The sequence below is a fragment of the Acinetobacter pollinis genome, from assembly GCF_015627175.1.
Lineage (GTDB): Bacteria > Pseudomonadota > Gammaproteobacteria > Pseudomonadales > Moraxellaceae > Acinetobacter > Acinetobacter pollinis.
Genome location: NZ_VTDQ01000039.1, coordinates 1 through 21,886, shown reverse-complemented (window position 1 = coordinate 21,886; position 21,886 = coordinate 1). Strand labels below are relative to the sequence as shown.

The 21,886-nt window shown below is 36.7% G+C and carries 23 protein-coding genes and 1 pseudogene; 16 read left to right on the top strand and 8 right to left on the bottom strand.

Annotation, left to right across the window (positions count from 1 at the left end):
- From I2F23_RS11665 to I2F23_RS11640, 6 genes and pseudogenes are all read left to right on the top strand, one after another.
- A partial coding sequence (locus I2F23_RS11665) for a transposase (RefSeq protein WP_195772328.1) occupies positions 1–184 on the top strand: 184 nt, incomplete at its 5' end.
- 11 nt (positions 185–195) lie between these two features.
- Positions 196–1,485 (top strand): annotated as a pseudogene (locus I2F23_RS11660) (MFS transporter); the annotation flags it as partial.
- A 121-nt stretch (positions 1,486–1,606) separates the two neighbouring features.
- Positions 1,607–2,332 (top strand): FMN reductase, encoded by a 726-nt coding sequence (msuE, locus tag I2F23_RS11655; protein WP_195772769.1) that lies wholly within the window; start codon positions 1,607–1,609, stop codon positions 2,330–2,332.
- A 10-nt stretch (positions 2,333–2,342) separates the two neighbouring features.
- A complete protein-coding gene (gene sfnG / locus I2F23_RS11650; protein ID WP_228285403.1) occupies positions 2,343–3,416 on the top strand; it encodes a dimethylsulfone monooxygenase SfnG in 1,074 nt (357 codons plus the stop codon).
- A 276-nt stretch (positions 3,417–3,692) separates the two neighbouring features.
- Positions 3,693–4,562: an SDR family oxidoreductase gene (locus I2F23_RS11645; RefSeq protein WP_195772767.1), complete on the top strand. Its 870-nt coding sequence runs from the start codon at positions 3,693–3,695 to the stop codon at positions 4,560–4,562.
- Positions 4,563–4,593: 31 nt separating this feature from the next.
- Positions 4,594–5,844, top strand: coding sequence for an AGE family epimerase/isomerase (locus tag I2F23_RS11640; RefSeq protein ID WP_195772766.1), 1,251 nt, complete (start codon positions 4,594–4,596; stop codon positions 5,842–5,844).
- On the opposite strand, the gene I2F23_RS11635 is transcribed toward I2F23_RS11640, so the two are convergent.
- Together I2F23_RS11635 and I2F23_RS11630 are read right to left on the bottom strand one after the other, a co-directional pair.
- Entirely contained in the window at positions 5,837–6,754 is a 918-nt protein-coding gene (locus I2F23_RS11635; protein ID WP_195772765.1) for a LysR substrate-binding domain-containing protein, read from the bottom strand. The genes I2F23_RS11640 and I2F23_RS11635 overlap by 8 nt on opposite strands.
- A gap of 74 nt (positions 6,755–6,828) precedes the next feature.
- Positions 6,829–7,254, bottom strand: coding sequence for a guanosine-3',5'-bis(diphosphate) 3'-pyrophosphohydrolase (locus I2F23_RS11630; protein WP_195772764.1), 426 nt, complete (start codon positions 7,252–7,254; stop codon positions 6,829–6,831).
- A 135-nt stretch (positions 7,255–7,389) separates the two neighbouring features.
- Between I2F23_RS11630 and I2F23_RS11625 the strand changes: the two genes are divergently transcribed.
- Complete coding sequence (locus I2F23_RS11625) at positions 7,390–7,707, top strand: hypothetical protein (protein WP_195772763.1); 318 nt, start codon at positions 7,390–7,392, stop codon at positions 7,705–7,707.
- Positions 7,708–7,752: 45 nt separating this feature from the next.
- Here I2F23_RS11625 and I2F23_RS11620 read toward each other — a convergent pair whose 3' ends face one another.
- Positions 7,753–8,184, bottom strand: a complete 432-nt coding sequence (locus I2F23_RS11620; protein WP_195772762.1) for an OsmC family protein — start codon at positions 8,182–8,184, stop codon at positions 7,753–7,755.
- Positions 8,185–8,386: 202 nt separating this feature from the next.
- Here I2F23_RS11620 and prmB point away from each other — a divergent pair, with 202 nt between their 5' ends.
- The 3 genes from prmB to I2F23_RS11605 all read left to right on the top strand — a co-directional run bounded on the left by prmB (position 8,387) and on the right by I2F23_RS11605 (position 10,854).
- Positions 8,387–9,397 (top strand): 50S ribosomal protein L3 N(5)-glutamine methyltransferase, encoded by a 1,011-nt coding sequence (prmB, locus tag I2F23_RS11615; RefSeq protein ID WP_195772761.1) that lies wholly within the window; start codon positions 8,387–8,389, stop codon positions 9,395–9,397.
- 13 nt (positions 9,398–9,410) lie between these two features.
- A complete protein-coding gene (gene aroC / locus I2F23_RS11610; RefSeq protein ID WP_195772760.1) occupies positions 9,411–10,499 on the top strand; it encodes a chorismate synthase in 1,089 nt (362 codons plus the stop codon).
- A 115-nt stretch (positions 10,500–10,614) separates the two neighbouring features.
- The gene (locus I2F23_RS11605; RefSeq protein WP_195772759.1) at positions 10,615–10,854 is read left to right on the top strand and encodes a hypothetical protein; all 240 of its coding nucleotides are present in this window, start codon (positions 10,615–10,617) and stop codon (positions 10,852–10,854) included.
- Positions 10,855–10,888: 34 nt separating this feature from the next.
- On the opposite strand, the gene accC is transcribed toward I2F23_RS11605, so the two are convergent.
- The 4 genes from accC to I2F23_RS11585 all read right to left on the bottom strand — a co-directional run bounded on the left by accC (position 10,889) and on the right by I2F23_RS11585 (position 14,840).
- Positions 10,889–12,262 (bottom strand): acetyl-CoA carboxylase biotin carboxylase subunit, encoded by a 1,374-nt coding sequence (accC, locus tag I2F23_RS11600; protein WP_195772758.1) that lies wholly within the window; start codon positions 12,260–12,262, stop codon positions 10,889–10,891.
- 15 nt (positions 12,263–12,277) lie between these two features.
- Positions 12,278–12,700: an acetyl-CoA carboxylase biotin carboxyl carrier protein gene (accB, locus tag I2F23_RS11595; protein ID WP_195772757.1), complete on the bottom strand. Its 423-nt coding sequence runs from the start codon at positions 12,698–12,700 to the stop codon at positions 12,278–12,280.
- 23 nt (positions 12,701–12,723) lie between these two features.
- Positions 12,724–13,173, bottom strand: coding sequence for a type II 3-dehydroquinate dehydratase (gene aroQ, locus I2F23_RS11590; protein WP_195772756.1), 450 nt, complete (start codon positions 13,171–13,173; stop codon positions 12,724–12,726).
- 242 nt (positions 13,174–13,415) lie between these two features.
- Positions 13,416–14,840 (bottom strand): coniferyl aldehyde dehydrogenase, encoded by a 1,425-nt coding sequence (locus I2F23_RS11585; RefSeq protein ID WP_195772755.1) that lies wholly within the window; start codon positions 14,838–14,840, stop codon positions 13,416–13,418.
- A 198-nt stretch (positions 14,841–15,038) separates the two neighbouring features.
- Here I2F23_RS11585 and I2F23_RS11580 point away from each other — a divergent pair, with 198 nt between their 5' ends.
- From I2F23_RS11580 to I2F23_RS11555, 6 genes are read left to right on the top strand one after another with little or no spacing between them, the layout of a single operon-like run.
- The gene (locus tag I2F23_RS11580; RefSeq protein WP_195772754.1) at positions 15,039–16,229 is read left to right on the top strand and encodes an SfnB family sulfur acquisition oxidoreductase; all 1,191 of its coding nucleotides are present in this window, start codon (positions 15,039–15,041) and stop codon (positions 16,227–16,229) included.
- Between the two features lie 8 nt (positions 16,230–16,237).
- On the top strand, positions 16,238–17,449 hold the full coding sequence (locus I2F23_RS11575; protein WP_195772753.1) for an SfnB family sulfur acquisition oxidoreductase: 1,212 nt from the start codon (positions 16,238–16,240) through the stop codon (positions 17,447–17,449).
- The gene (locus I2F23_RS11570) at positions 17,449–18,792 is read left to right on the top strand and encodes an LLM class flavin-dependent oxidoreductase (RefSeq protein WP_195772752.1); all 1,344 of its coding nucleotides are present in this window, start codon (positions 17,449–17,451) and stop codon (positions 18,790–18,792) included. The genes I2F23_RS11575 and I2F23_RS11570 overlap by 1 nt, the downstream gene beginning before the upstream one ends.
- A gap of 15 nt (positions 18,793–18,807) precedes the next feature.
- On the top strand, positions 18,808–19,629 hold the full coding sequence (locus I2F23_RS11565) for a MetQ/NlpA family ABC transporter substrate-binding protein (RefSeq protein WP_228284801.1): 822 nt from the start codon (positions 18,808–18,810) through the stop codon (positions 19,627–19,629).
- Between the two features lies 1 nt (position 19,630).
- Positions 19,631–20,683: a methionine ABC transporter ATP-binding protein gene (locus tag I2F23_RS11560; RefSeq protein WP_195772750.1), complete on the top strand. Its 1,053-nt coding sequence runs from the start codon at positions 19,631–19,633 to the stop codon at positions 20,681–20,683.
- Positions 20,664–21,323, top strand: coding sequence for a methionine ABC transporter permease (locus I2F23_RS11555; RefSeq protein WP_195772749.1), 660 nt, complete (start codon positions 20,664–20,666; stop codon positions 21,321–21,323). The genes I2F23_RS11560 and I2F23_RS11555 overlap by 20 nt, the downstream gene beginning before the upstream one ends.
- Positions 21,324–21,373: 50 nt before the next feature.
- On the opposite strand, the gene I2F23_RS11550 is transcribed toward I2F23_RS11555, so the two are convergent.
- The coding region (locus tag I2F23_RS11550; RefSeq protein WP_195772748.1) for a glutathione S-transferase family protein at positions 21,374–21,886 on the bottom strand (513 nt) is incomplete at its 5' end.

The following is a 21,886-nucleotide window of genomic DNA, read 5'->3' as shown; positions in this document are numbered from 1 at the left end:
AGCAGACACACAGGAGTTACTAGAACATCATGGGCATCAGATTTTATGGTTACCGCCTTATAGCCCTGATTTGAATTCTATTGAAAAGACTTGGGCATGGATTAAGAAAAAGAGAAAAGAATGGCAAGAGGATTGTATTGATCGACTCTTTCAGATGTTTTTTCATTTTTGTATGAGTAATTAGATTGTTTGACTATAGAACAAGTCATTCATGAGTTTTCTCTGACACCAATTATGACAGGTGTAGTTGCATCTGCAATTGTCTGTGGAACGATTGTTGGTAATTTAGTAGGTGGATTTCTTACTGATAAAATAGGACGTTATCGTGTATTTATGGCCGATATGGTGCTTTTTGTCATTGCCGCAATTGTTGCAGGATTTGCTCCAAATGTATGGGTTCTTATTATTGCACGTTTTGTTATGGGAATTAGTGTTGGTGTAGATTTACCTGTTGCAATGTCCTATTTATCTGAGTTCTCAAAATTTTCTGGAAAAAGTAATAAAGCCTCAAGACTCGCAGCATGGTGCCCAATGTGGTATGCGGCTTCATCTGCGTGTTTTGGATTGGTGTTGGCTTTATATTTTTTATTACCACCTGAATATAGTCATTGGCTCTGGAGAGCTTCTTTGGTATTTGGTGCAGTTCCTGCATTACTAATTATTTTTATTCGCGGTAAATATCTTACAGAGTCGCCAATTTGGTTAGCCAATCAGGGACGATTAAAAGAAGCCTCTGAAATATTGAGTACATCTTACGATATTGCAACAACTGTTGTTGCAGATGAAGATAAAAATTTTAAAAAACAACAAAAGATACAGCCAAACTTCTTAGTTCTGTTTAACCCAACCTACTTGTCACGAACTATTGTCGCAATTACCATTCATATTTCAGTTGCTTTTCAATACACGACAATTGCTTTTTTTCTTCCCTCTATCCTTACAAGGTTCTTTCATACCACCACGTTAACTACGATTACCACTACACTGGCATTAAATCTGTTATTTGCATTTACTGGTGGGCTATTGGGAGTCTATCTTGCTCGTCGTTTTGCATCTAGGCATGTGCTCTTAGCAGGGTTCTTACTACAATTTTTGGCTTTAATTTTATTGGGTTTAATTGGACATCCGCATAGTACTTTCTTCTTATATTCGGCAATTATTTTATTGGGTATTTGGCTATTTGCTGAAGGATTTGGTCCTGGGGCACAAATGATGGTGTATCCAACAATGGCATATCCTGCAGAAATTCGTGGTATTGGTGTTGGTTTTAATCGAGCAGTGACAGGCGTTGCACAAGCAATTGCACTGTTTATTTTGCCACTATGGATGACAAAATATCAAACTGATGTATTTAGTATTATTGCAATATTTGCTTTTGTTCCAATCGTTATTATTGGATTTATTATTAAATTTGAACCCACACGTAATGATATCGATTTTAATGAAAGTCAAAATAGACAAGATATAGATAATATTATTGTATAAGTATATGAGTAAGATTCATTATGTAAAATCTATATAACTTATATTTATTTTCTTATTTTACAAGACATGTATTTTAAACCTTAATAGGTATTAGATTCTAATCCTAAAGGTAATTATCATCATGTCTTACAAACACAATAATGACGTTCTTAATATAGTTGCAGTATCAGGTGGTTTAAATACACCCTCTAAAACAGAAAGCCTTATTCAAAATATTTTAGATGAGTTAGCAGATGCTACGCCTATTAAAGTGCACTTCATTAAACTTAGCGAAATTGGGCACTTATTAGGTGGTGCAATTTATCGTCACCAACTGCCACAGCGTGTACAAGATGACTTGGCAAAAATAGAAGCTGCTGATGCACTCATTGTTGGTACACCTGTATATCGCGCTTCGTTTACAGGGTTATTTAAACATCTTTTTGATTTTGTTGAGCAAACAGCATTGGTCGATGTGCCTGTGTTGTTGGCTGCCTCTGGAGGAAGTGAACGACACGCACTGGTTTTAGAGCATCAATTACGCCCATTGTTTAGTTTTTTCCAAGCACAGACTTTACCTATTGGTGTTTATGCAACAGATAAAGATTTTACGCCTGAATATACTGTCAAAAGTGAAGAACTAAAAGCACGTATTACATTGGCGGTTGCAAGAGCATTACCTATTTTAGAATGGGCACCTGCAAAAGGCTTAAGAGAAGAACCATCGAAGAAAAAATCAGCACAAGCCAATGAAAGTTTAGGAATTAATAAACAAATTGAGCAAGATGAAGTATTGCCTTCAATCTCTGTACCAGATTTAACGGCGGCTGAGTCTCGTATTCATAAGAAAAAACAATCTGTTGCTTAGGGAAATGATGATGACGCACCGTAATACACTGAAATTTGCATATTGGGTACCCAACGTGAGTGGTGGATTGGTCGTAAGTACAATCGAGCAGCGTACCGACTGGAGCTACGACTATAATGTAAAGCTGGCGCAAACGGCTGAGAAAAATGGGTTTGATTATGCATTAACCCAAATTAGATTTACAGCAGGATATGGTGCGGAAAATCAACATGAGTCTGTCAGTTTTAGTCATGCTTTATTGGCTAAAACTGAAAAGTTAAAAGTGATTGCAGCTATTTTACCTGGGCCTTGGAAACCTGCACTGGCAGCTAAGCAATTGGCAACGATCGATTACTTAACAGAGGGAAGGATCGCCGTTAATGTAGTTAGTGGTTGGTTCAAAGGTGAGTTCGATGCCATTGGTGAAGAATGGCCAGAACACGATGAACGATATGTTAGATCAGAAGAGTTTATAAAAACATTAAAAGGTATTTGGACGCAGGATAATTTTTCTTTTCAAGGAAAGTATTATACTTTTAATAACTATACATTGAAGCCAAAACCTATACAAAAGCCCACGATCGAAGTTTTTCAGGGGGGAAGTTCACGTGCAGCAAGAGATATGGCTTCACGAGTATCCGACTGGTATTTTACCAATGGAAATACTGTTGAAGAAATTAAAAAGCAAATTGATGATATTAAAGAAAAAGCAAAACAGCATAATCATGAAGTAAAAATAGGGGTAAATGCGTTTATTATTGCAAGAGATACAGAGGAGAAAGCGCAAGCCGTATTACAAGAAATTATTCATAAAGCCAATATTGAAGCGGTACATGCTTTTGGTGATGCTACTAAAGAGGCGGGTGCGGCAAGTAAAGAAGGGGAAGGCAATTGGGCTAAATCTTCTTTTGAAGACTTGGTACAATATAATGACGGTTTTAAAACTAACTTGATTGGTACACCACAACAAATAGCGCAAAGAATAATAGATTTAAAACATGTAGGGGTAGATTTAATTTTATCTGGATTTCTACATTTCATTGAGGAAATCGAATATTTTGGCAAACACGTTTTACCTTTAGTACGTGAACTAGAAGAACAATAAAATAGTCCATTCAAGTAGTACGCTTTTTATATTACTTGAATGGTTTTTTTGAGTATTTGACATAGTGTTGAACATCTATAGATATAGCATGATTTAAAATTAGAAATAAGCTTATTTTATGATTTTATAGATAAAAAAGTCATATGTAGTATGGCTAAACACCAACACAAACATCATAAAAATTACAACTTGGTAAAATTATAAAACATATTCCATGCATTACGAGATGATCTTTCGGATATTCTTTATACACAAAATAAAAAAATGGAATCCAAAATGAACTATTTCAATATTCATGCACAAGAACAAGATTTACCAGGTAGTGATGAACAATTAAAACCTCACGCAGAATTTATTCATAAAAACTATGCAGGCAGTCATAAACTAAAAGGAAAAGTAGCACTTATTACAGGTGGCGATAGTGGTATTGGACGTTCAGTGGCATTGCATTTCGCAAAAGAAGGTGCTCAAGTTGCAATTACTTGTTTAGATACTGAAGTTGAACTTGCAGATGCTGAGTGGGTAAAAGATTGGATTGAAAAAGAAGGTGGTGTTTGTAAGATCTATCCAGTCGATTTAAGAGAAAGTCAAAACTGTAAAGACTTAGTACATCATGTGTTAGAAGACTTCAAAAGAATTAATATATTAGTTAATAACGCAGGTACGCAGTTTCCGAATGAAGACTTTGCGACATTAACTGATGAACAATGGTTAAATACTTTTGCAGTAAATATTCACTCTATATTTTATTTAAGTAAGGCTGTCCTTCCTCAGTTTTCATCTGGAGATGTGATTATTAATACGGCTTCTGTAAATGCATATGTGGGCCCTAAAGCACTTATTGATTATTCAGCAACAAAAGGCGCAATTATTTCATTTACACGTGCTTTATCAAATCAACTTATTAGTCAGGGTATTCGTGTAAATGCAGTTGCACCTGGCCCTGTGTGGACTCCTTTACAACCTGCGACTTGGGGTAAAGTTGACCCAGAAAGTATGGAAAATTTTGGTTCAGATACACCATTGGGTCGTTGTGGGCAACCAAGTGAATTAGGCCCTGCTTATGTATTTTTAGCTAGCCAAGACTCTTCTTTCATTTCAGGTCAAACTATTCATCCAAATGGCGGTATGATGGTTGGTGGTTAAATAGATCAATAATCATAAAAAGGATAAATCTATGAAACTCCTCACAAAAGTAAGACATAGCTGGTTAAATCAAACAGCACATATTGACTGGTTAAAAACCCAGACTTTAAATTTACTAGACTTTTATCAAGCTGCTCAGTGTCAGTATGGCGGATTTATTGATTTAGATCGTTATGGCCTACCTCTACACCAGCGACCAAATACCTTAAATACAGCGAGATTTACGTACTGTTATTCGCTTGCTGCTATTCGAGGTTATGCAGGTAGTGTAGAGCTTGCAGAGTGGGGAGTAAAAAGTTTAAACGAACATTTATTTGACCATAAGCATGGAGGATGGCTCTCATCTTTAGTAGATGACAGCCCCAATGATCGAAAAAAGTCTTACCTTCATGCGTTCGTTTTATTGGCAGCAAATAGTGCAAAACAGGCAAATATTGCGGGTGCAGATGCGTTATTTGATAAAGCTGTAAATATATTTAATGAGTACTTTTGGTCAGAAGAAGAAAATTGTGTTTTAGAAAGTTATGCGCCTGATTGGACAGATTTAGAAGCATACCGTGGTGCAAATTGTAATATGCATTCTTTAGAAATGTTCATGCAACTTGCCATAACGACCCAAGATTCGAGCTGGTTAAAAAAATCGCTTGCTATTGTTGAGCGTATCATTCACGAGCATGCAAAAAACCATGACTATAGTGTTGTAGAACATTTTGATCAACATTGGCAGCCCGATTATGAGTTTAACAAAAATAATTTAATTGATGATTTTAGACCGTATGGTGTAACGCCGGGTCATGGTTTTGAGTGGTGTCATTTATTAATTAATTTAGAGCAAGAATTACAAGTGATGGGACTTGATGTTCCTAAATGGCTTCTTGAGGATGCTCAAGGGCTTTTTGACACAGCGTGGAAAAATGGTTGGCAGGAAAAACCTTATCGCGGCATTATTTATACCTATGATTGGAAAAATGAGCCTGTTGTAAAAGAGCGCTTACATTGGGTGCATGCAGAGGCGGCTGTGGCTTCGGCAACCCTTATGAAGCGTTTGAATGATGAAAAATATGAAATCTATTATCGCAAGATAATAGGATATATTCATCATTCATTGGTAGATAAAAAGCATGGCAGTTGGTTCCAAGACTTAGATAAACGAAATAATATTTCTAATCTCATTTGGAATGGTAAACCAGACTTATACCATGCATTTTTAATGACACTTAAACTACCGATGTTGCTTGATCAGGTATTATTACAGCAATTAAAACCAGTAAAAATTAAATAGTTTTACTGGTTGTGTCCAGATGTAAGTGATCGACAAGATAGTCGATAAAAACGCGAACAGCAGGGAGCATCCCTTTTCTCGAAGCATAAACCGCATGGAGTACACCATGCGGTACTTTCCAGTCACACAGTAAGCGCACAAGTTCGCCATTTTGAATATATTCTTGAGTGATCGATCCTGGTAAAAGCGCAATTCCACAACCCTGACGTGTGAGTTCTCTGAGCAAAAGTAAGTCGGATGCCATAACTGTAGGATTTATTTTAATTTTTATAGGAATCTGCTGATCGTTATATAACACCATATGCTGATCGGCATGTTCATTCGACATGCTTAAAACTTTATGCTGACTTAGCTCTTCAGGTTTTTTCACTTCGCCGTATTCATTTAAATAGGCTTGACTAGCAAACAGATGAAGTTCTTCTTTACCAATTTGGCGTGCAATTAAATTTGGGTCATCATCTATTTTGGTTCTTACTCGTAAAGCTACATCAATATTTTCATTAACAATATCGACACGGCGGTTACTGACGACCATTTGTAGACGAATTTCAGGATACTTTTTTAAAAAGTCGGGTAAAAGTTTTGAAAAGCTATTTTGCGCAATAGAAACAGGGACGCTTACTCGCACAATACCACGAGGTGTTGCACTTAAATGATCTACCATATCATGTGCTGCTTGTGCAGCATTTTGCATAATCTGGGCATGATGGTACACATTCAAACCAATCTCGGTAACTGCAAACTGTCGAGAACTCCGCTGAATAAGGCGTACCCCAAGCTTTTCTTCAAGATTATAAACACGACGGCTTAATTTTGATTTCGGAATATCTGTTGCACGTTCTGCAGCACTGAAACCCCCATGTTCTACTACAACTGCAAAACAGTAAAAATCATCTAAGTCGCTTAGCACTGTTTGATGTTCCTATAATTGTCTTTATATAAATCAGCACCATAAATCTTAAATACAATAAATACAAGCTTTGCTTAACTACCTGTAAGTAATATCTTTTGTACTTGTTTATATTCTTGTAAGCGCATTTTGTCTCTTATGGTTGGGCTTTGTATGCGGGAGAGATCCATATTGTCTGCAATATCTGCCAGTTTAACTTCTCTAGCTAGGCTATTTTTTACAGCTCGAAACGCAGCTTCAATACGGCTTTCATTTTGTTTTTTGGTTAATGCCAGTAATGCATCAATAATATGAGGTGCAAAACCTAAAGAAATTAGATCAACAACCGTTGTATCTGTGTCTTCTAGTACGTCATGTAATACGGCCACAATACGCTGATCGTCATTTTTCATTTTTAACATAATGCGTAAAGGATGGAGAATGTATGCTTGTCCTGCTTTATCCACTTGCCCAGCATGTTTTTTACTTGCCAGAGCAATTGCTTTTTCAAGATTAGCCATAAACATTCCTTATCAAATGAAAGTGAAAACTTGGGTTAATTTTTATAAGAATCTATACCCGATTTTTTATAAAAGCAATGCGACGAACCTAGAAATATTTTACAATATTTTACAGAGAATATGGAAAATTTATAAATGAGTTTTAAAATCATTCACTTAAATAATGCACATGACATGGTTTCTTGTCCTTACTGTGAACATATTGTTTTGGATTGGTCTCAAGAACAATATATTCAACCATGTGAACATACAGCATTTATTGCATTAGATTTAGGTTTTGAATTTGTTTCAGATATTTTTGAAGATAAAATGAAATACTCAGTGGATGAGATTCATGATCAATCTTTAAATGTTTTTGAAGCGATCTGTTCTAGTAAGATACCTGTGACTATTTATGATATGCCATTAGGTGTAGAGAACTATAAGCGTTATATTGGTTTTTATAATGACTAAAATGAATGTTGTAGAGTGGAAGCTCTACAACATTGGGCAGTAAAGCTAGACTAATTTTGCATCTAGTAAAATTTCTGCATTTAAAAGTCTTGATACAGGACAACCTTCTTTTGTTGCTGTTGCAATTTTTTGGAAGGTTTCATCATCAATATCTTTTACTTTAACACGACTGGTTAGATGTACTTGGCGAATAAAAAAGCCTTTCTCATCTTTCGAAAGTGTCACCGCGGCTTCAGTATCAATGGCATCTGCTGTAAAGCCAGCTTCGCCCAGTTGTAAAGAGAGTGCCATTGAAAAACATGCTGAATGTGCAGCTCCTATAATTTCTTCAGGATTTGTACCTACTTTGTCTTCAAAGCGTGTATTAAATCCATAAGGTTGCTGAGAAAGTGCACCACTTTCTGTAGAAATAGTGCCTTTACCTTCTTTAATTGATCCTTCCCAGTGTGCAGAACCTTTTTTAATAATATCAGCCATTTTTATATTTCTCTGGTTTTGATGAAAATATAATCTAACATCTCCTAAAATTAAGTTGTGTGAAAACATGCTCATTTTTTGTTGTAATTTGTCTATGCTTGAATCTTTTTTTATTATAGCTTTAGAGATTATCAATATGATGAAAAACAGGATAAAATAGAGCAGATATAGTTTTAATTATGATAATTACTTGGAGTAATGCGTGGAGCGATTGACAATTCATCCTGAAAATTTAACAGAAGCTGCTGAAAATCTAACAACAATTCGAGATTTTATCCGTTTTGGAGTGACAGCTTTACGTCAATACGATGCGCATTTAGGACAGGGTACAGAAGACTTTTTTGCCGAAAGTTCTGCACTGGTTTTACAAACACTTGCCTTAGATTGGGAGGCAAATGAGGAAATTTTAGATGCAAAACTTTTACCAAGTGAAAAGACACAGTTTTTAGACCTACTGGCACGCCGTATTAATGAGCGAATTCCAACATCTTATCTTCTAAATTTGGCTTATTTCTGCAATAAACCTTTTTACGTCGATGAACGAGTACTCATTCCGCGTTCACCAATCGCAGAATTAATTCATCAGCGTTTTGCACCTTATTTCTTAGATGAAACAGGAAATATGCGTGAAGACTTAAATGCACTCCCTAAAATAGACGTACCGAAAACTCCTCAGCGTATTTTAGATATGTGTACAGGATCTGGTTGTATCGCCATTGCACTGGCGTATGCTTACCCTGAAGCAGATGTAGATGCGACTGATATCTCAAGAGATGCATTAGAAGTAGCTGCTTTAAATGTTGAACATCATAATATGCAATATCAGGTTGCATTATTAGAGTCTGACTTATTTAGTAAACTTCCTGCTGAAAATCAATATGATTTAATTGTAACGAATCCTCCATATGTTGATGCGGAAGACATGGCAGATTTACCTGAAGAGTTTCTGCATGAACCCGAACTTGCATTGGCAGCAGGACAAGATGGATTGGATTTGGTGCGTAAAATGCTTGCTGAAGCAGCAGATTATCTTTCTGAAGATGGATTAATTGTGATTGAAGTTGGAAACTCTGAATGGGCAATGCGTCAAAACTTTAATACTGTTGATTTTCATTGGTTAAAATTCCAAAAAGGTGGATCAGGAATTTTCGCATTAACTGCTGAACAATGTCGTCGTTATAAAACGATTTTTCAAGATTCAGTAAAGGATTAAAAGGAAGACGGTTATGGCTGGAAATTCAATAGGACAGCTCTTTCGTGTTACTACATGTGGTGAGTCACATGGTTTAGGCTTAATGGCAATTGTAGATGGTGTGCCACCTGGAATTGAATTAAGTGAAGCAGATTTACAAAAAGACTTAGATCGCCGTAAACCAGGAACCTCGAAGTTTGCTACACAGCGTAAAGAACCTGATCAGGTTAAAATTATTTCTGGTGTATTTGAAGGTAAAACTACAGGTACATCTATTGGTCTACTCATTGAAAATACAGACCAAAAGTCAAAAGATTATGGAAATATTGCACAAACATTTAGACCAGGTCATGCGGATTATACATATACACAAAAGTATGGTTTTAGAGACTATCGTGGTGGTGGGAGATCAAGCGCACGTGAAACAGCAATGCGCGTTGCGGCAGGTGCGATTGCAAAAAAATATCTTGCAGAAAAGTTTGGTGTTCTGATTCGTGGGCATGTAACTCAAATTGGGAATGAGTTGGCACATCATTTAAATTGGGAAGAAGTCGGAAATAATCCATTTTTTTGTGGAGATGTCGATGCGGTTCCGAGATTTGAAAAGCTTGTGACTTCTTTGCGTGAGCAAGGTACAAGCTGTGGTGCCAAACTAGAAATTATTGCAGAAAATGTACCAGTAGGTTGGGGTGAGCCTGTTTTTGACCGTCTAGATGCAGACTTAGCACATGCTTTAATGAGTATTAATGCAGTTAAGGGTGTAGAAATTGGTGATGGTTTCGCCGTTGCTGGGCAATTTGGGCATGAAAGTCGCGATGAATTGACCTCTAAAGGTTTTCTTGCGAACCATGCAGGTGGGATACTTGGAGGAATCTCTTCTGGGCAAACCATCCGTGCAGCGATCGCATTAAAACCAACGGCGAGTATTACTACAGAAGGTAAAACTATTACGCTGCAACGAGAAGATACAGATGTATTAACTAAAGGACGCCATGATCCTTGTGTAGGTGTTCGTGCAACCCCTATTGCAGAGGCAATGATGGCAATTGTTCTTATGGATCATTTTTTGCGCCATCGGGCACAAAATGCAGATGTTCAAGCACCATTTGAACCTATTGAATAGATATGATGCGATATAAAAGCCTCTATGTGAGGCTTTTATTTTAAATTATGGTTTTAATTGTAGATAAAAGCTGTTAAATATAAAAATAAAGTGTACTGAAAAAATGGAGCCAATAGTGAAGACAGTTGTGAAATATATTGTTTTGAAAAGTAAAGAATATCAACTTGGTAGCCCTCTACACGAAGTAGAATTAAAAGCATCAGCAAATTATTTCGATGAAATTCCCGATGTGGTTGAGCATCAAAATCATAAGTTTAAGGTACTCTCGAAAGAGTTAAACCGTAAAAAAATATTTGAAGATGAGATTGAAGAGATACAGCATATTATTGTAAAAATGGTTGCACTTGAGACATAAAAAAAGAAGTGGCTTACCACTTCTTTTTCTAATTTTAATCAGACTTTTTATCAGTTTCAGGTACTTCTAATTGTTTGAGAAGGTACTTTTCGAGATAGTGAATATCCATTGCATTTTCACAAAAGGCTTTATCTTGTAGAATAAGATCTTTGTGAAGTGGGATATTTGTTTTTACACCTGTCAAAATCATTTCATCAAGTGCTTGGCGCATACGTGCAAGAGAAGTTGCACGATCTTTACCATGTGAAATGAGTTTAGCGATCATTGAATCATAGTATGGAGGGATGCTGTAGCCTGGATAGATATGAGAATCTAAACGGATACCTGCACCACCTGGTGCATAAAATGTTTCAATTTTGCCTGGAGACGGCATAAATGTTGTTGGGTCTTCTGCATTAATACGACATTCGATTGCGTGACCTTTCACTTCAACATCTTCTTGCTGAATGCTTAAACCCAATCCTGCAGCAACACGCAATTGTTGTTCAATAATATCAACACCTGTAACCATTTCAGTGACGGGATGTTCTACTTGAACACGAGTATTCATTTCAATAAAGAAGAACTCGTCATCTTCGAAAAGAAACTCAAATGTACCTGCACCACGATATTGCATAAGTTCACAAGCATTTACACATGCTTTTAGAATATCTGCACGTGCTTCTTCTGGTAATCCAGGTGCGGGAGCTTCTTCTAAAACTTTCTGATGACGGCGTTGTAATGAACAGTCACGATCGTATAAGTGAATTGCATGACCATTTCCATCTGCAAGCACTTGTACTTCTACATGGCGTGGTTTTTGAAGAAAACGTTCCATATACACAGTATCATCACCAAACCACATTTCAGCATCACGCTGTGCAGCTTGTACAGACTCTAAAAGTGTATCGATGCGTTCTACAATACGCATACCACGACCACCACCACCAGCAGCAGCTTTTACAATAAGTGGAAAGCCAATTTTTGCAGCTTCTTCTTTTGCATTTGCAGGTGTAACAGCATGCTGTGAGCCAGGTACTGTCGGTACGCCAGCTTTACGCATTGCAGCGATTGCAGAAACCTTATTCCCCATAAGGCGAATATGTTCAGGTCGAGGACCAATAAAAATATATCCTGAGCTTTCAACCATTTCTGCAAATTCTGCATTTTCAGATAAAAAGCCATAGCCTGGGTGAATTGCATCTGCACCTGTCACTTCAGCCGCTGTAAGTAGTGCAGGAATGTTTAAATAACTTTCACTCGTTGCACCTGGACCAATACATACAGCTTCATCAACAAATCGTAGATGCATCAGATCTTTGTCTGCACTCGAATAAACACCAACAGTTTTTATTCCAAGCGTTTTACAAGCCCGTGTAATGCGTAATGCAATTTCACCACGGTTTGCAATTAATACTTTTTGCAACATTATGACACTCCGTGCTTATGCGCGGTAACGGAATAATGGTTGACCGAATTCAATAACTTCGCCATTTTTCACAAGGATTTCTTCAATGACACCACTTTGAGTTGCCTCAATTGGGTTCATAATCTTCATTGCTTCGATGATACCTAAAGTTTCACCTGCTGAAATTGTTTGACCAACTTGTACAAATGGTGCTTCACCAGGGCTGGCAGCTGCATAAAATACACCAACCATAGGTGCAGTTTCTACGCTACCACGTGGTGTTTTAGCAACGGCAACAGGAGTACTTGCAGGTGCTGCAGCTGGCATAGATGCAACAGCAACAGGTTCTGGATTACGACGAGTCAATGCAATGGATTGATCGCCTTCTTTTACTTCAATACCTTGAAGATCAGATTCGATCATTAAATCAATAAGTTTCTTGATTTTACGAATATCCATAGTATTAATATTCCTTATGAAAATTAATGAGAAGATTGAAGTTTTTGAATAGCATAAAGGAGGGCAGCTTGATAACCATATGCGCCTAAACCACAAATTACGCCTTGTGCTTTATCACTAAGGTAAGAGTGGTGTCTAAAAGGCTCACGAGCATGCACATTAGATAAATGCACCTCTATAAATGGAATATTTACACCAAGTAATGCATCACGTATTGCAACAGATGTATGTGTAAATGCTGCAGGATTAATAATAATGAATTTAATATTTTCAGCGTATGCTTGGTGAATTCGTTGAATAATTTCACCTTCGATATTGCTTTGAAATACATCTAATGTATATTCATTTGCTTTTGCATCTTGTATCAAACTTTGATTGATGTCTTCTAAGGTTTGATGACCGTATATTTCAGGTTCTCGCTTTCCTAGCAAATTTAAATTTGGTCCATGAATAACCAAAATATGAGAAGTCATGTAACTTGCTCCAGTGAAAAGACATTAAAGTTTTGCAAGATATCTGCAAAATTATTCTACTATACGATTAGAAACCTACAATTTCGAAGAAGTTTTATAAAAAACTGCAAATAGTCGTAGCTAAAAAGTGCGTATATCTTGTAAATTTTTGCTTCAATTGACAATGTTAAAAAGTGCCATTTTTCTCAGTTTATTTGGTCTTTTTGAACAAGTATCTTAGAAAAAATGACTTTTTATGAGCTTTACTTTATAAACATTTTTAATAATGTTTTCTGAAGCCATTTCCCATAAGGCGGATAGACCAACTTCATGAAGCTAATTTTTGGTCTTGCAAATACTGCTTTTGCATGGCTAAAAGTTTTAAAACCTTCATGAGCGTGATAATTTCCCATACCAGACATACCTATGCCTCCGAACGGTAAGTCTTCTTGTCCAACATGAATGAGTGTTTCATTAATGCAGACGCCACCACTATGAGTATTTAGAAGTACTTTTTGTTGTTCGTCATGTTTATAGCCAAAAAAGTATAGAGCCAACGGTCTTGGTCTTTCATTAATGTATTGAATCGCATCATCTAAAGATTGGTAAGGGATAATTGGCAAAATTGGTCCAAAAATTTCATCTTGGCATACTTTCAAAGAAGCATGGGTGTGTGTAATGACACAATGTGGTAGTTTTCTTCCATCTATCTCATGAGAGAGATAATGTATTTTGGCACCTTGGCTTTCGGCTTCTTCTAGATATGACTTTAAACGATTAAGCTGTTTTTCATTAATAATTGCAGTGTAGTCGGAATTGTTTTTAATGGTTGGGTAAAAGGTTTTTAGTGCAGAAAAATAAGATTGAATAAAGTTATCTTGCAGTTCGGCTGGAATTAATGCGTAGTCGGGTGCTACGCATGTTTGTCCTGAGTTAACACTTTTTCCAAAAGCAATCCGTTGTGCACTTTCGAACAAATCGGCATCTTTTGCAATCAAAGCAGGTGATTTTCCACCGAGTTCAAGTGTAACTGGTGTTAAGTTTTCAGCGGCTGCACGTAATATATGTTTTCCGACTTGGGTTGAGCCTGTAAAAAGTAAGTGGTGAAAAGGCAATGATGAAAACTGTTGTGCAATTTCGGCATCACCTAAAGTTACACTAATAAGATTAGATGAAAAGTTATTTTCAATAAGTTGCTGAAAGTAAGATGAAAAATGAGGAGTGAATTCACTTAGCTTTAACATGACGCGGTTTCCTGCAGCAAGCGCCTGACACATTGGGCCAACTGCAAGAAATAAAGGATAATTCCACGGTACCATAATACCAATCACACCAAGCGGTTGTGCAATGACATATGCTTTTGCAGGTTGGAAAATTACTGAGATATCACGATAATCGGGCTGCATCCACTTTTTTAAGTGCTTTAAGCAATATTTAATACCTGAAAGGCTAGGTACAATTTCCACAAGACGTGTTTCGTCCGGACTTCGATTTGAAAAGTCTTTAGAAATAGCATCGGCAATCTGTTCTTGATGATCTAAAATAAGTGTATAAAGCTGATTGAGTCGAGATTTACGTACGTCATAGGTAGGGTAAGTTTCATTTTGGTAAGCAGCTTGTTGTTGTTTAAATTGCTCATTTAAGGTAGCTGCTTGAGTGTTGTTATTGGTGTGATCAGGCGTAGGCACTTGAGTCTCTTATCAGCATCAAAGAATAACTAGTTTAGCGCATAAAAATAATAATGTATTGTTTGTTTTCATTTTTAATATTGAAATACTACGTGTGAAAGATTGTTCCTGCATATTTTCTAATAAGGATTCCTATATTTTTTATTTCTAAATTTTAGCTAAAAGCCATACCTTATTTTTAAAATATAGGTGATTGCTATGAGCCATTCTCAAAGAATAATAGATAATGATATCGAAGCGATTAATGCGGCATATCATGTTGCAGATTTTGCATTAGAAGAAAGAAATTTACGTGATCAAGAACGTATCTTACCGACGGATGTTATTCGACGTTTGGTAAATAAGGGATTAATGGCAATTCGAATTCCTAAAAAATATGGCGGTGCTGCAGTTTCAAACCGTACTTTAAGCCAAGTGATTCGTATATTAGCGAAAGCAGATGCGAATGTGGGGCAGATTCCACAAAATCAGTTTGGCATTTTAAATACTATTTTGCTTATTGGTTCTGAAGAACAAAAAGCATTTGTCTTTAATGAAATATTGGCAGGTAAGTTTTTAGCCAATGGCGGGCCTGAAAGAAATACAAAAGATACTCAGACAATTCAAACGACACTAACACGTGCCAATGAAAGATATATTCTTAATGGTGAGAAGTTTTATTCTACAGGCAGTGCATTTGCAGATTGGCTTGCAATTAAAGCTCAGCATCCCGATGGCTATATTGCTTTGATATTGGTAGATCGAACGACTAAAGGTATTGATATTGTGGATGACTGGGATGGTTTTGGTCAAAGAACAACTTCAAGCGGTACAGTTAGATTAAATAATGTAGAGATAGATCCATTTTTAATTTTTGATGAAAGACTTCTTGCAGAAACAACACATTTTAGAGGTGCATACTCTCAATTAATACAAGTTGCGATTGATGTAGGAATTGCAGAAGCAGCGTTTCAAGATTTACTCACTTATGTAAAAAAGGCGAGGCCAATTGCCGATGCAAATGTAGCGGAGGCAACTCAAGAACCTTATTTAATTCAGGAAGTAGGTCGGTTAGATGTACTTCTAGAAGCGAGCATTTTGCTTTTGGAAGAGGCATCTGATGTATTAGATCGATTAGAAAAAACAAAAACATTGAAAGATATACAAGCAGCAGAAGCTTCGATTGCTGTTGCTGAAGCTAAAATTTATGCACATCGTGCGGCATTAACCATTTCTGAAAAGCTGATTGAGCTTAGCGGTAGTCGTTCTTCACTTGCAAAGCATAATTTAGATCAGCATTGGCGTAATGCAAGGGTACATACATTACACGACCCTGTGAGATGGAAATATCATGCATTAGGTAATTATTATTTAAACCATAAACTTCCTGCATCACATGCTTGGATTTAGGTGAAGCTATGACATCTTATAAACATATTTTTGTAAATACTCAGCCTGCGCATGTTATTCAATCTGATGAGGAGGCATTGAGTATTGCAAAAGCCTTATCTCAGCAGTTTAGAGAAGATGCAGTACATCGTGATCAAACAAGAACGCTTCCTTTTGCAGAAATAGATGCTTTTAGCCAATCGGGATTATGGGCAATTACTGTACCTAAACAATATGGTGGTGCAGAGGTTTCAAGTTGGACGGTGGCACAAATTATTGCACTTTTTAGCGGAACTGATGGGTCAATTGGGCAAATTCCTCAAAATCACTTTTATGCACTTGAAGTATTGCGTACGACAGGAACGGAAGCACAGAAAAAAAAGCTCTACCAAGAGGTATTAGAAGGGCGCCGTTTTGGAAATGCATTGGCAGAGTTTAAGTCAAAAACTGCTAGTCAAAAAAATACTTACTTAACACCATACCAGTATGGTTATCTTATTCAAGGCGAAAAATTTTATTGTACTGGAAGTATTTACGCGCATCGTATTCCTACCTTGGTGAAAGATGATAATGGCCTTGAGTATTTGGCTTTTGTGTCTAGAGATGCCGAAGGTGTAACGGTTATTGATGACTGGAGTGGTTTTGGTCAACGATTAACAGGTAGTGGTACTGTAAAGTTTGACCAAGTGTATGTCGATGCCGAAGATATCGTTCCTTTTAGCGCTGTATTTTCTAAGCCGAGTTTAGTTGGGCCGTATGCACAGCTTATGCATGCATCTATTGAAGTGGGAATTGCACGAGCTTCATTTGAAGAAACATTGATTCAAGTTGAAAATGCACGCCCATGGATTGATGCAGAAATAGAGTATGCGACGCAAGATCCTCTTACTTTATACGAATTGGGTCAAATCGCCGTTGATGTAAAAGCCAGTGAGTTACTCCTTAAAAAAGCAGCACATTTTATAGATTTTATTAAAACTAAGGTAACTAAAGAGAATATTGCTGAAGCATCTATTCATGTAGCAAGAGTACGGGCACATAGTACAGAAACAGCACTTCAAGCAGCGTCTAAATTAATTGAATTGGCAGGTAGTCGAGGAAGTCAACGTAAAACGGGATTAGATCGCTATTGGCGTAATGCACGCGTGCATACTTTACATGATCCAGTGCGTTGGAAGTATTATTTTTTAGGAAATTATCGGTTGAATCATATCCTTCCACCACGTCGAGGAACATTGTAATGGCGAAGAAAATTTTACTAAATGCCTTCGATATGAGTTGTGTGGGACATATCAATCATGGCCTATGGACACATCCACGTGATGAATCTATAACGTTTAATGGGCTGAAATATTGGTTAAATTTGGCAAAAATCTTAGAAAAAGGGTTATTCGATGGAATTTTTTTGGCAGATATCACGGGGGTCTATGATGTTTATCAAAATAATTTAGATGTAACATTGAAAGAGTCTGTTCAATTACCCAGCCATGATCCAATGACATTAATTTCTGCAATGGCATCTGTAACGACACATTTAGGTTTTGGTGTGACGGTCAATTTAAGCTATGAGCATCCATATCCTTTGGCACGACGTTTTGCAAGTTTAGACCATTTAACCCAAGGGCGTGTTGGATGGAATATTGTGACAGGATATTTAGATAGTGCGGAAAAATTATTTGGTCGAAAGGCATTGGCAGAACATGATCAACGTTATGATAAAGCAGAAGACTTCTTAGCACTTTGTTATAAGTATTGGGAGCACTCATGGGAAAACGGCGCTGTTATTCAAGATAAGAAATCTCGTATTTTTACAGACCCTAAAAAAGTACATGCGATTGACCATCAGGGCTCTTTTTTTGAAAGTCAGGGAGTTTTTCAAGTTTCGCCATCACCACAACGAACACCTCTGTTATTTCAGGCAGGTACTTCTGAGCGTGGAGTGACATTTGCAACAAGACATGCAGAGTGTATTTTTATTGGGGGTGGGAATATTGCAGAGGTTCGCAAGAATGTTCAGCGTATACGAAAAAAAGCATTTGAACATGGACGTGAACCTGAAAGTATTAAAATTTTTGTGGGTATTACAGTCGTGACCGCAGAATCAGACGTGCAAGCTCAGCAAAAATTAATAGAGTATCGGCAGTATGCCAGTCCCGAAGCAGGCATTGCCCACTATTCAAGTTCGGTGGGTAAAGATTTATCTGTATACGATGAACACGAGCGAATTCCTTATGAAAAAAGTAATAGCATTACATCTGTAAATGAAAAATTTAAACATCAAGAAATTACGCTTAATTCATTGAAAGAACAGCATGTGTTGGGAGGACGCTATCCATTGTTTGTGGGTAGTGGTAAAAATGTTGCACAACAACTTATTCATTTTTTTGATGAGACAGGAATTGATGGTTTTAATTTAACTCGGACGGTTACACCTGAATCTTATGAGGATTTTATTCGTTGGGTTATTCCTGAATGGCAACAACAAGAGCGCTATAAAAAAACATATATATCGGGCACTTTACGTCATAAGTTTTTTGAAAAAGGTCAGTTTTTAAATATTCAACACCCTGCAAGAGCGGTTTAATTTTGGTATAAGATGATGAAAAATAAAAATATATTTATCTCTCTTGGTGTTTTTGTGCTATTGGTGGCCGGCCTATTTATTTGGAATGCGCAACGACACAAAAAATCAGATGAGTTAGTTATTGGCATTACCCCTGCATTTACACCCATACTACAAGTTGCTGTTACACAAGCAGAAAAACAAGGTTTACATGTCAAACTCGTTGAGTTTTCAGACTGGAAAATGCCAAATATTGCTTTAAATAATGGTGATATTCAGGCAAATTTCTTTCAGCACCAGCCTTTTTTAAATAATGCAATTAAAGAAGGTGGTTATCATCTAAAAATATTTGCTGTGGGTGCGGCCTCACGTGTGGGGCTATATTCTAAAAAATACACATCTTTAGAAAGTCTTCCGCAAAAAGCTCGGGTTGCTATTCCAAATGATCCTGTGAATGAGGGTCGTGCATTATTGTTATTACAAGAAGCGAAGTTAATTCAACTTAAAGATCCCAATAATCATTTAGCCACTTTACAAGATATTGTAAGTAATCCAAAAAATTTACAATTTATAGAAATGGAAGGACCGCAGACTGCAAGAGCTGTAGACGATGTTGATCTTGCATTTACCTATCCACAATATTTGAAACTGGCAAAGACAATTGATCCGCAAAAAGCATTATATTTGAATAAAGATGAAGATAAACGTTATGCCATTGTTTTTGCTGTAAAAGATAATTATCAAGATGACAATGATAAATTAAAACGATTTGTCGAAATTTATCAACAATCTCCTGAAGTGAAAGCTGCACTTGATCAACAGTTAGGTCAATCTTTATGGTATCGAGGGTGGTCGTAATATGAATGCACAAATACATCAGAACGCCGTTTTAGATGTCAGTATTAAAGGCGTAAATAAGTATTATGCTAACCAAGTGCATGCTCTGAAAGATATTCATTTAGAAGTTAAACAGGGCGTCATTTGTGGTGTTATTGGTAGAAGTGGTGCGGGAAAATCATCGCTCTTACGCACTTTAAATGGATTGGAATCTATTAGTACAGGTCAGCTTCATGTACTTGGTGAGACTATTTCGGAATTAAATTACACCGATTTAATTCGCCTTAGACAACGTGTAGGTATGATTTTTCAACACTTTAACTTAATGTCTACAAAAACCGTTTGGGAGAATGTGGCGTTGCCCTTAATTGTGGCAGGTGTGAAAACTCAAGAAATTATATCACGTGTTGAAAAAAGTTTAGCATTGGTAGGCTTAGAAAATAAGAAAGAGAGCTATCCTTCACAACTTTCAGGTGGTCAAAAGCAACGAGTAGGTATTGCAAGAGCCTTGATTCATAATCCTGAAATTTTATTGTGTGATGAAGCAACCTCGGCACTAGACCCAGAAAGCACACAAATGATTTTAAAATTATTGAAAAAAGTAAATAAACAATTGGGCATTACCATTATTTTGATTACTCATGAAATGCAAGTCATTCGTGATCTTTGTGATGAAGTGGTTGTGATTGATCAAGGTGAGATTATAGAAAAGGGAGCGGTGTGGAAAGTGTTTTCATCGCCTCAAAAAATGATAACCAAGGAATTGTTGTATCCTGAAGATAATATGGTCTCTTTACCTCTAGATGTGGAGTTACAAAATAATCATCAATATCAAGTAGTAAATATTCGCTATGCACACGCTATTGGAAAATTGTTTAATTTACAAACCTTATTACAACGTTTGTCTTCAGTTGCTTTGTTTTATAGCCGTATTGATCAAATTCAAGAATATTATGTGGGCGAGCTACAGTTAGCTTATCCAATCCATTACACAATTCCTCATCATCTTAAACAAGAATTGGGACTGGAAATATTGGATATACAGGAGATAGGTTATGTCGAATCTATTGTTTGATCTTTTGCTGACAGGCCTATTAGATACACTAGTGATGGTTGGGGTTTCTGCTGGTTTGGCTTTTTGTTTTGGCCTTCCTTTGGCACTTATTTTGGTATGTACAGAAAGAAATGGTATTTATCCTTCTTACTATATTAATCGTTGTATAGGTACAATCGTTAATATTACACGAGCTATTCCTTTTCTCATTCTTATGGTGGCACTTATTCCAATTACACGTTGGATTGTAGGTACAAGTTACGGCTTATGGGCTGCGGTTGTGCCATTAACTTTAGCTGCAACGCCGTTCTTTGCACGTATTGCCGAGGTAAGCTTGCGTGAAGTCGATTTTGGCTTGATTGAAGCGGCACAAGCTATGGGATGTAGTCGGAAACAAATTGTTTGGCACGTTTTATTACCTGAGGCACTTTCAGGTATTGTATCTGGTTTTACTGTAACATTAGTGACGATGATAAACTCTTCAGCGGTTGCAGGTGCTATTGGTGCAGGTGGTTTAGGAGATGTTGCATATCGTTATGGTTATCAACGTTTCGATATACAAATCATGTTGGCAGTTATTGTTTTATTGGTAATATTAGTGGTTTCTATACAATACATTGGCGATCAAATTTCACAGCAACTAGATAAAAGAAAAGTATAGACCAAAAGAACTATCCTAGTTTAAAACACGATTAAACTAGGATTTTTAATTTATAGAATATAAGCAACTTTTTTAAAACTAGATCGCTCACGAATGTTTTGAATCCATGCCTCGATATGTGGGTGTGTTTTGCGTTGTATGTCGAAATTAAACCAATGGTGTAGTGCTAATCCAAGAGGAATATCTGCAATACCAAACTGCTGTCCTGAAATATAAGGCTGTTTGGATAGAAGCTCCTCTAAAATGAGAAGTTGTTTTTCAATCGTTTCAATAATTGGCGGTAAAATATCTAACCGTTGTTTATCATGAGGTGTTCGTACCAGTTCATAGAAAATAATACTAAATTGAGGTAGAAAGCTAGTGATATACCAATCTAACCATTGTTCTGCTTGAAAGCGCTTTTGTGGATGGGAAATCCATATTTTCTCTTTCCCATATACTTCGGCAAGGTAGCGGAGAATAATTTGAGATTCCCAAATTGATGTATATTCATCTTGTAAAACGGGAATGAGTCCATTGGGATTAAGCTGTAAGAAGGCTTCGGTATGCACAATACCAAACTC

Excerpts from the sequence above, each read along its gene's own strand:
- msuE (WP_195772769.1), top strand. The coding sequence starts at position 1,607 with ATGTCTTACAAACACAATAATGACGTTCTTAATATAGTTGCAGTATCA.
- sfnG (WP_228285403.1), top strand. The coding sequence starts at position 2,343 with ATGACGCACCGTAATACACTGAAATTTGCATATTGGGTACCCAACGTG.
- I2F23_RS11645 (WP_195772767.1), top strand. The coding sequence starts at position 3,693 with ATGAACTATTTCAATATTCATGCACAAGAACAAGATTTACCAGGTAGT.
- I2F23_RS11640 (WP_195772766.1), top strand. The coding sequence starts at position 4,594 with ATGAAACTCCTCACAAAAGTAAGACATAGCTGGTTAAATCAAACAGCA.
- I2F23_RS11630 (WP_195772764.1), bottom strand. The coding sequence starts at position 7,254 with ATGGCTAATCTTGAAAAAGCAATTGCTCTGGCAAGTAAAAAACATGCT.
- I2F23_RS11625 (WP_195772763.1), top strand. The coding sequence starts at position 7,390 with ATGAGTTTTAAAATCATTCACTTAAATAATGCACATGACATGGTTTCT.
- I2F23_RS11620 (WP_195772762.1), bottom strand. The coding sequence starts at position 8,184 with ATGGCTGATATTATTAAAAAAGGTTCTGCACACTGGGAAGGATCAATT.
- aroC (WP_195772760.1), top strand. The coding sequence starts at position 9,411 with ATGGCTGGAAATTCAATAGGACAGCTCTTTCGTGTTACTACATGTGGT.
- accC (WP_195772758.1), bottom strand. The coding sequence starts at position 12,262 with ATGTTGCAAAAAGTATTAATTGCAAACCGTGGTGAAATTGCATTACGC.
- accB (WP_195772757.1), bottom strand. The coding sequence starts at position 12,700 with ATGGATATTCGTAAAATCAAGAAACTTATTGATTTAATGATCGAATCT.
- aroQ (WP_195772756.1), bottom strand. The coding sequence starts at position 13,173 with ATGACTTCTCATATTTTGGTTATTCATGGACCAAATTTAAATTTGCTA.
- I2F23_RS11580 (WP_195772754.1), top strand. The coding sequence starts at position 15,039 with ATGAGCCATTCTCAAAGAATAATAGATAATGATATCGAAGCGATTAAT.
- I2F23_RS11575 (WP_195772753.1), top strand. The coding sequence starts at position 16,238 with ATGACATCTTATAAACATATTTTTGTAAATACTCAGCCTGCGCATGTT.
- I2F23_RS11570 (WP_195772752.1), top strand. The coding sequence starts at position 17,449 with ATGGCGAAGAAAATTTTACTAAATGCCTTCGATATGAGTTGTGTGGGA.
- I2F23_RS11565 (WP_228284801.1), top strand. The coding sequence starts at position 18,808 with ATGAAAAATAAAAATATATTTATCTCTCTTGGTGTTTTTGTGCTATTG.
- I2F23_RS11560 (WP_195772750.1), top strand. The coding sequence starts at position 19,631 with ATGAATGCACAAATACATCAGAACGCCGTTTTAGATGTCAGTATTAAA.
- I2F23_RS11555 (WP_195772749.1), top strand. The coding sequence starts at position 20,664 with ATGTCGAATCTATTGTTTGATCTTTTGCTGACAGGCCTATTAGATACA.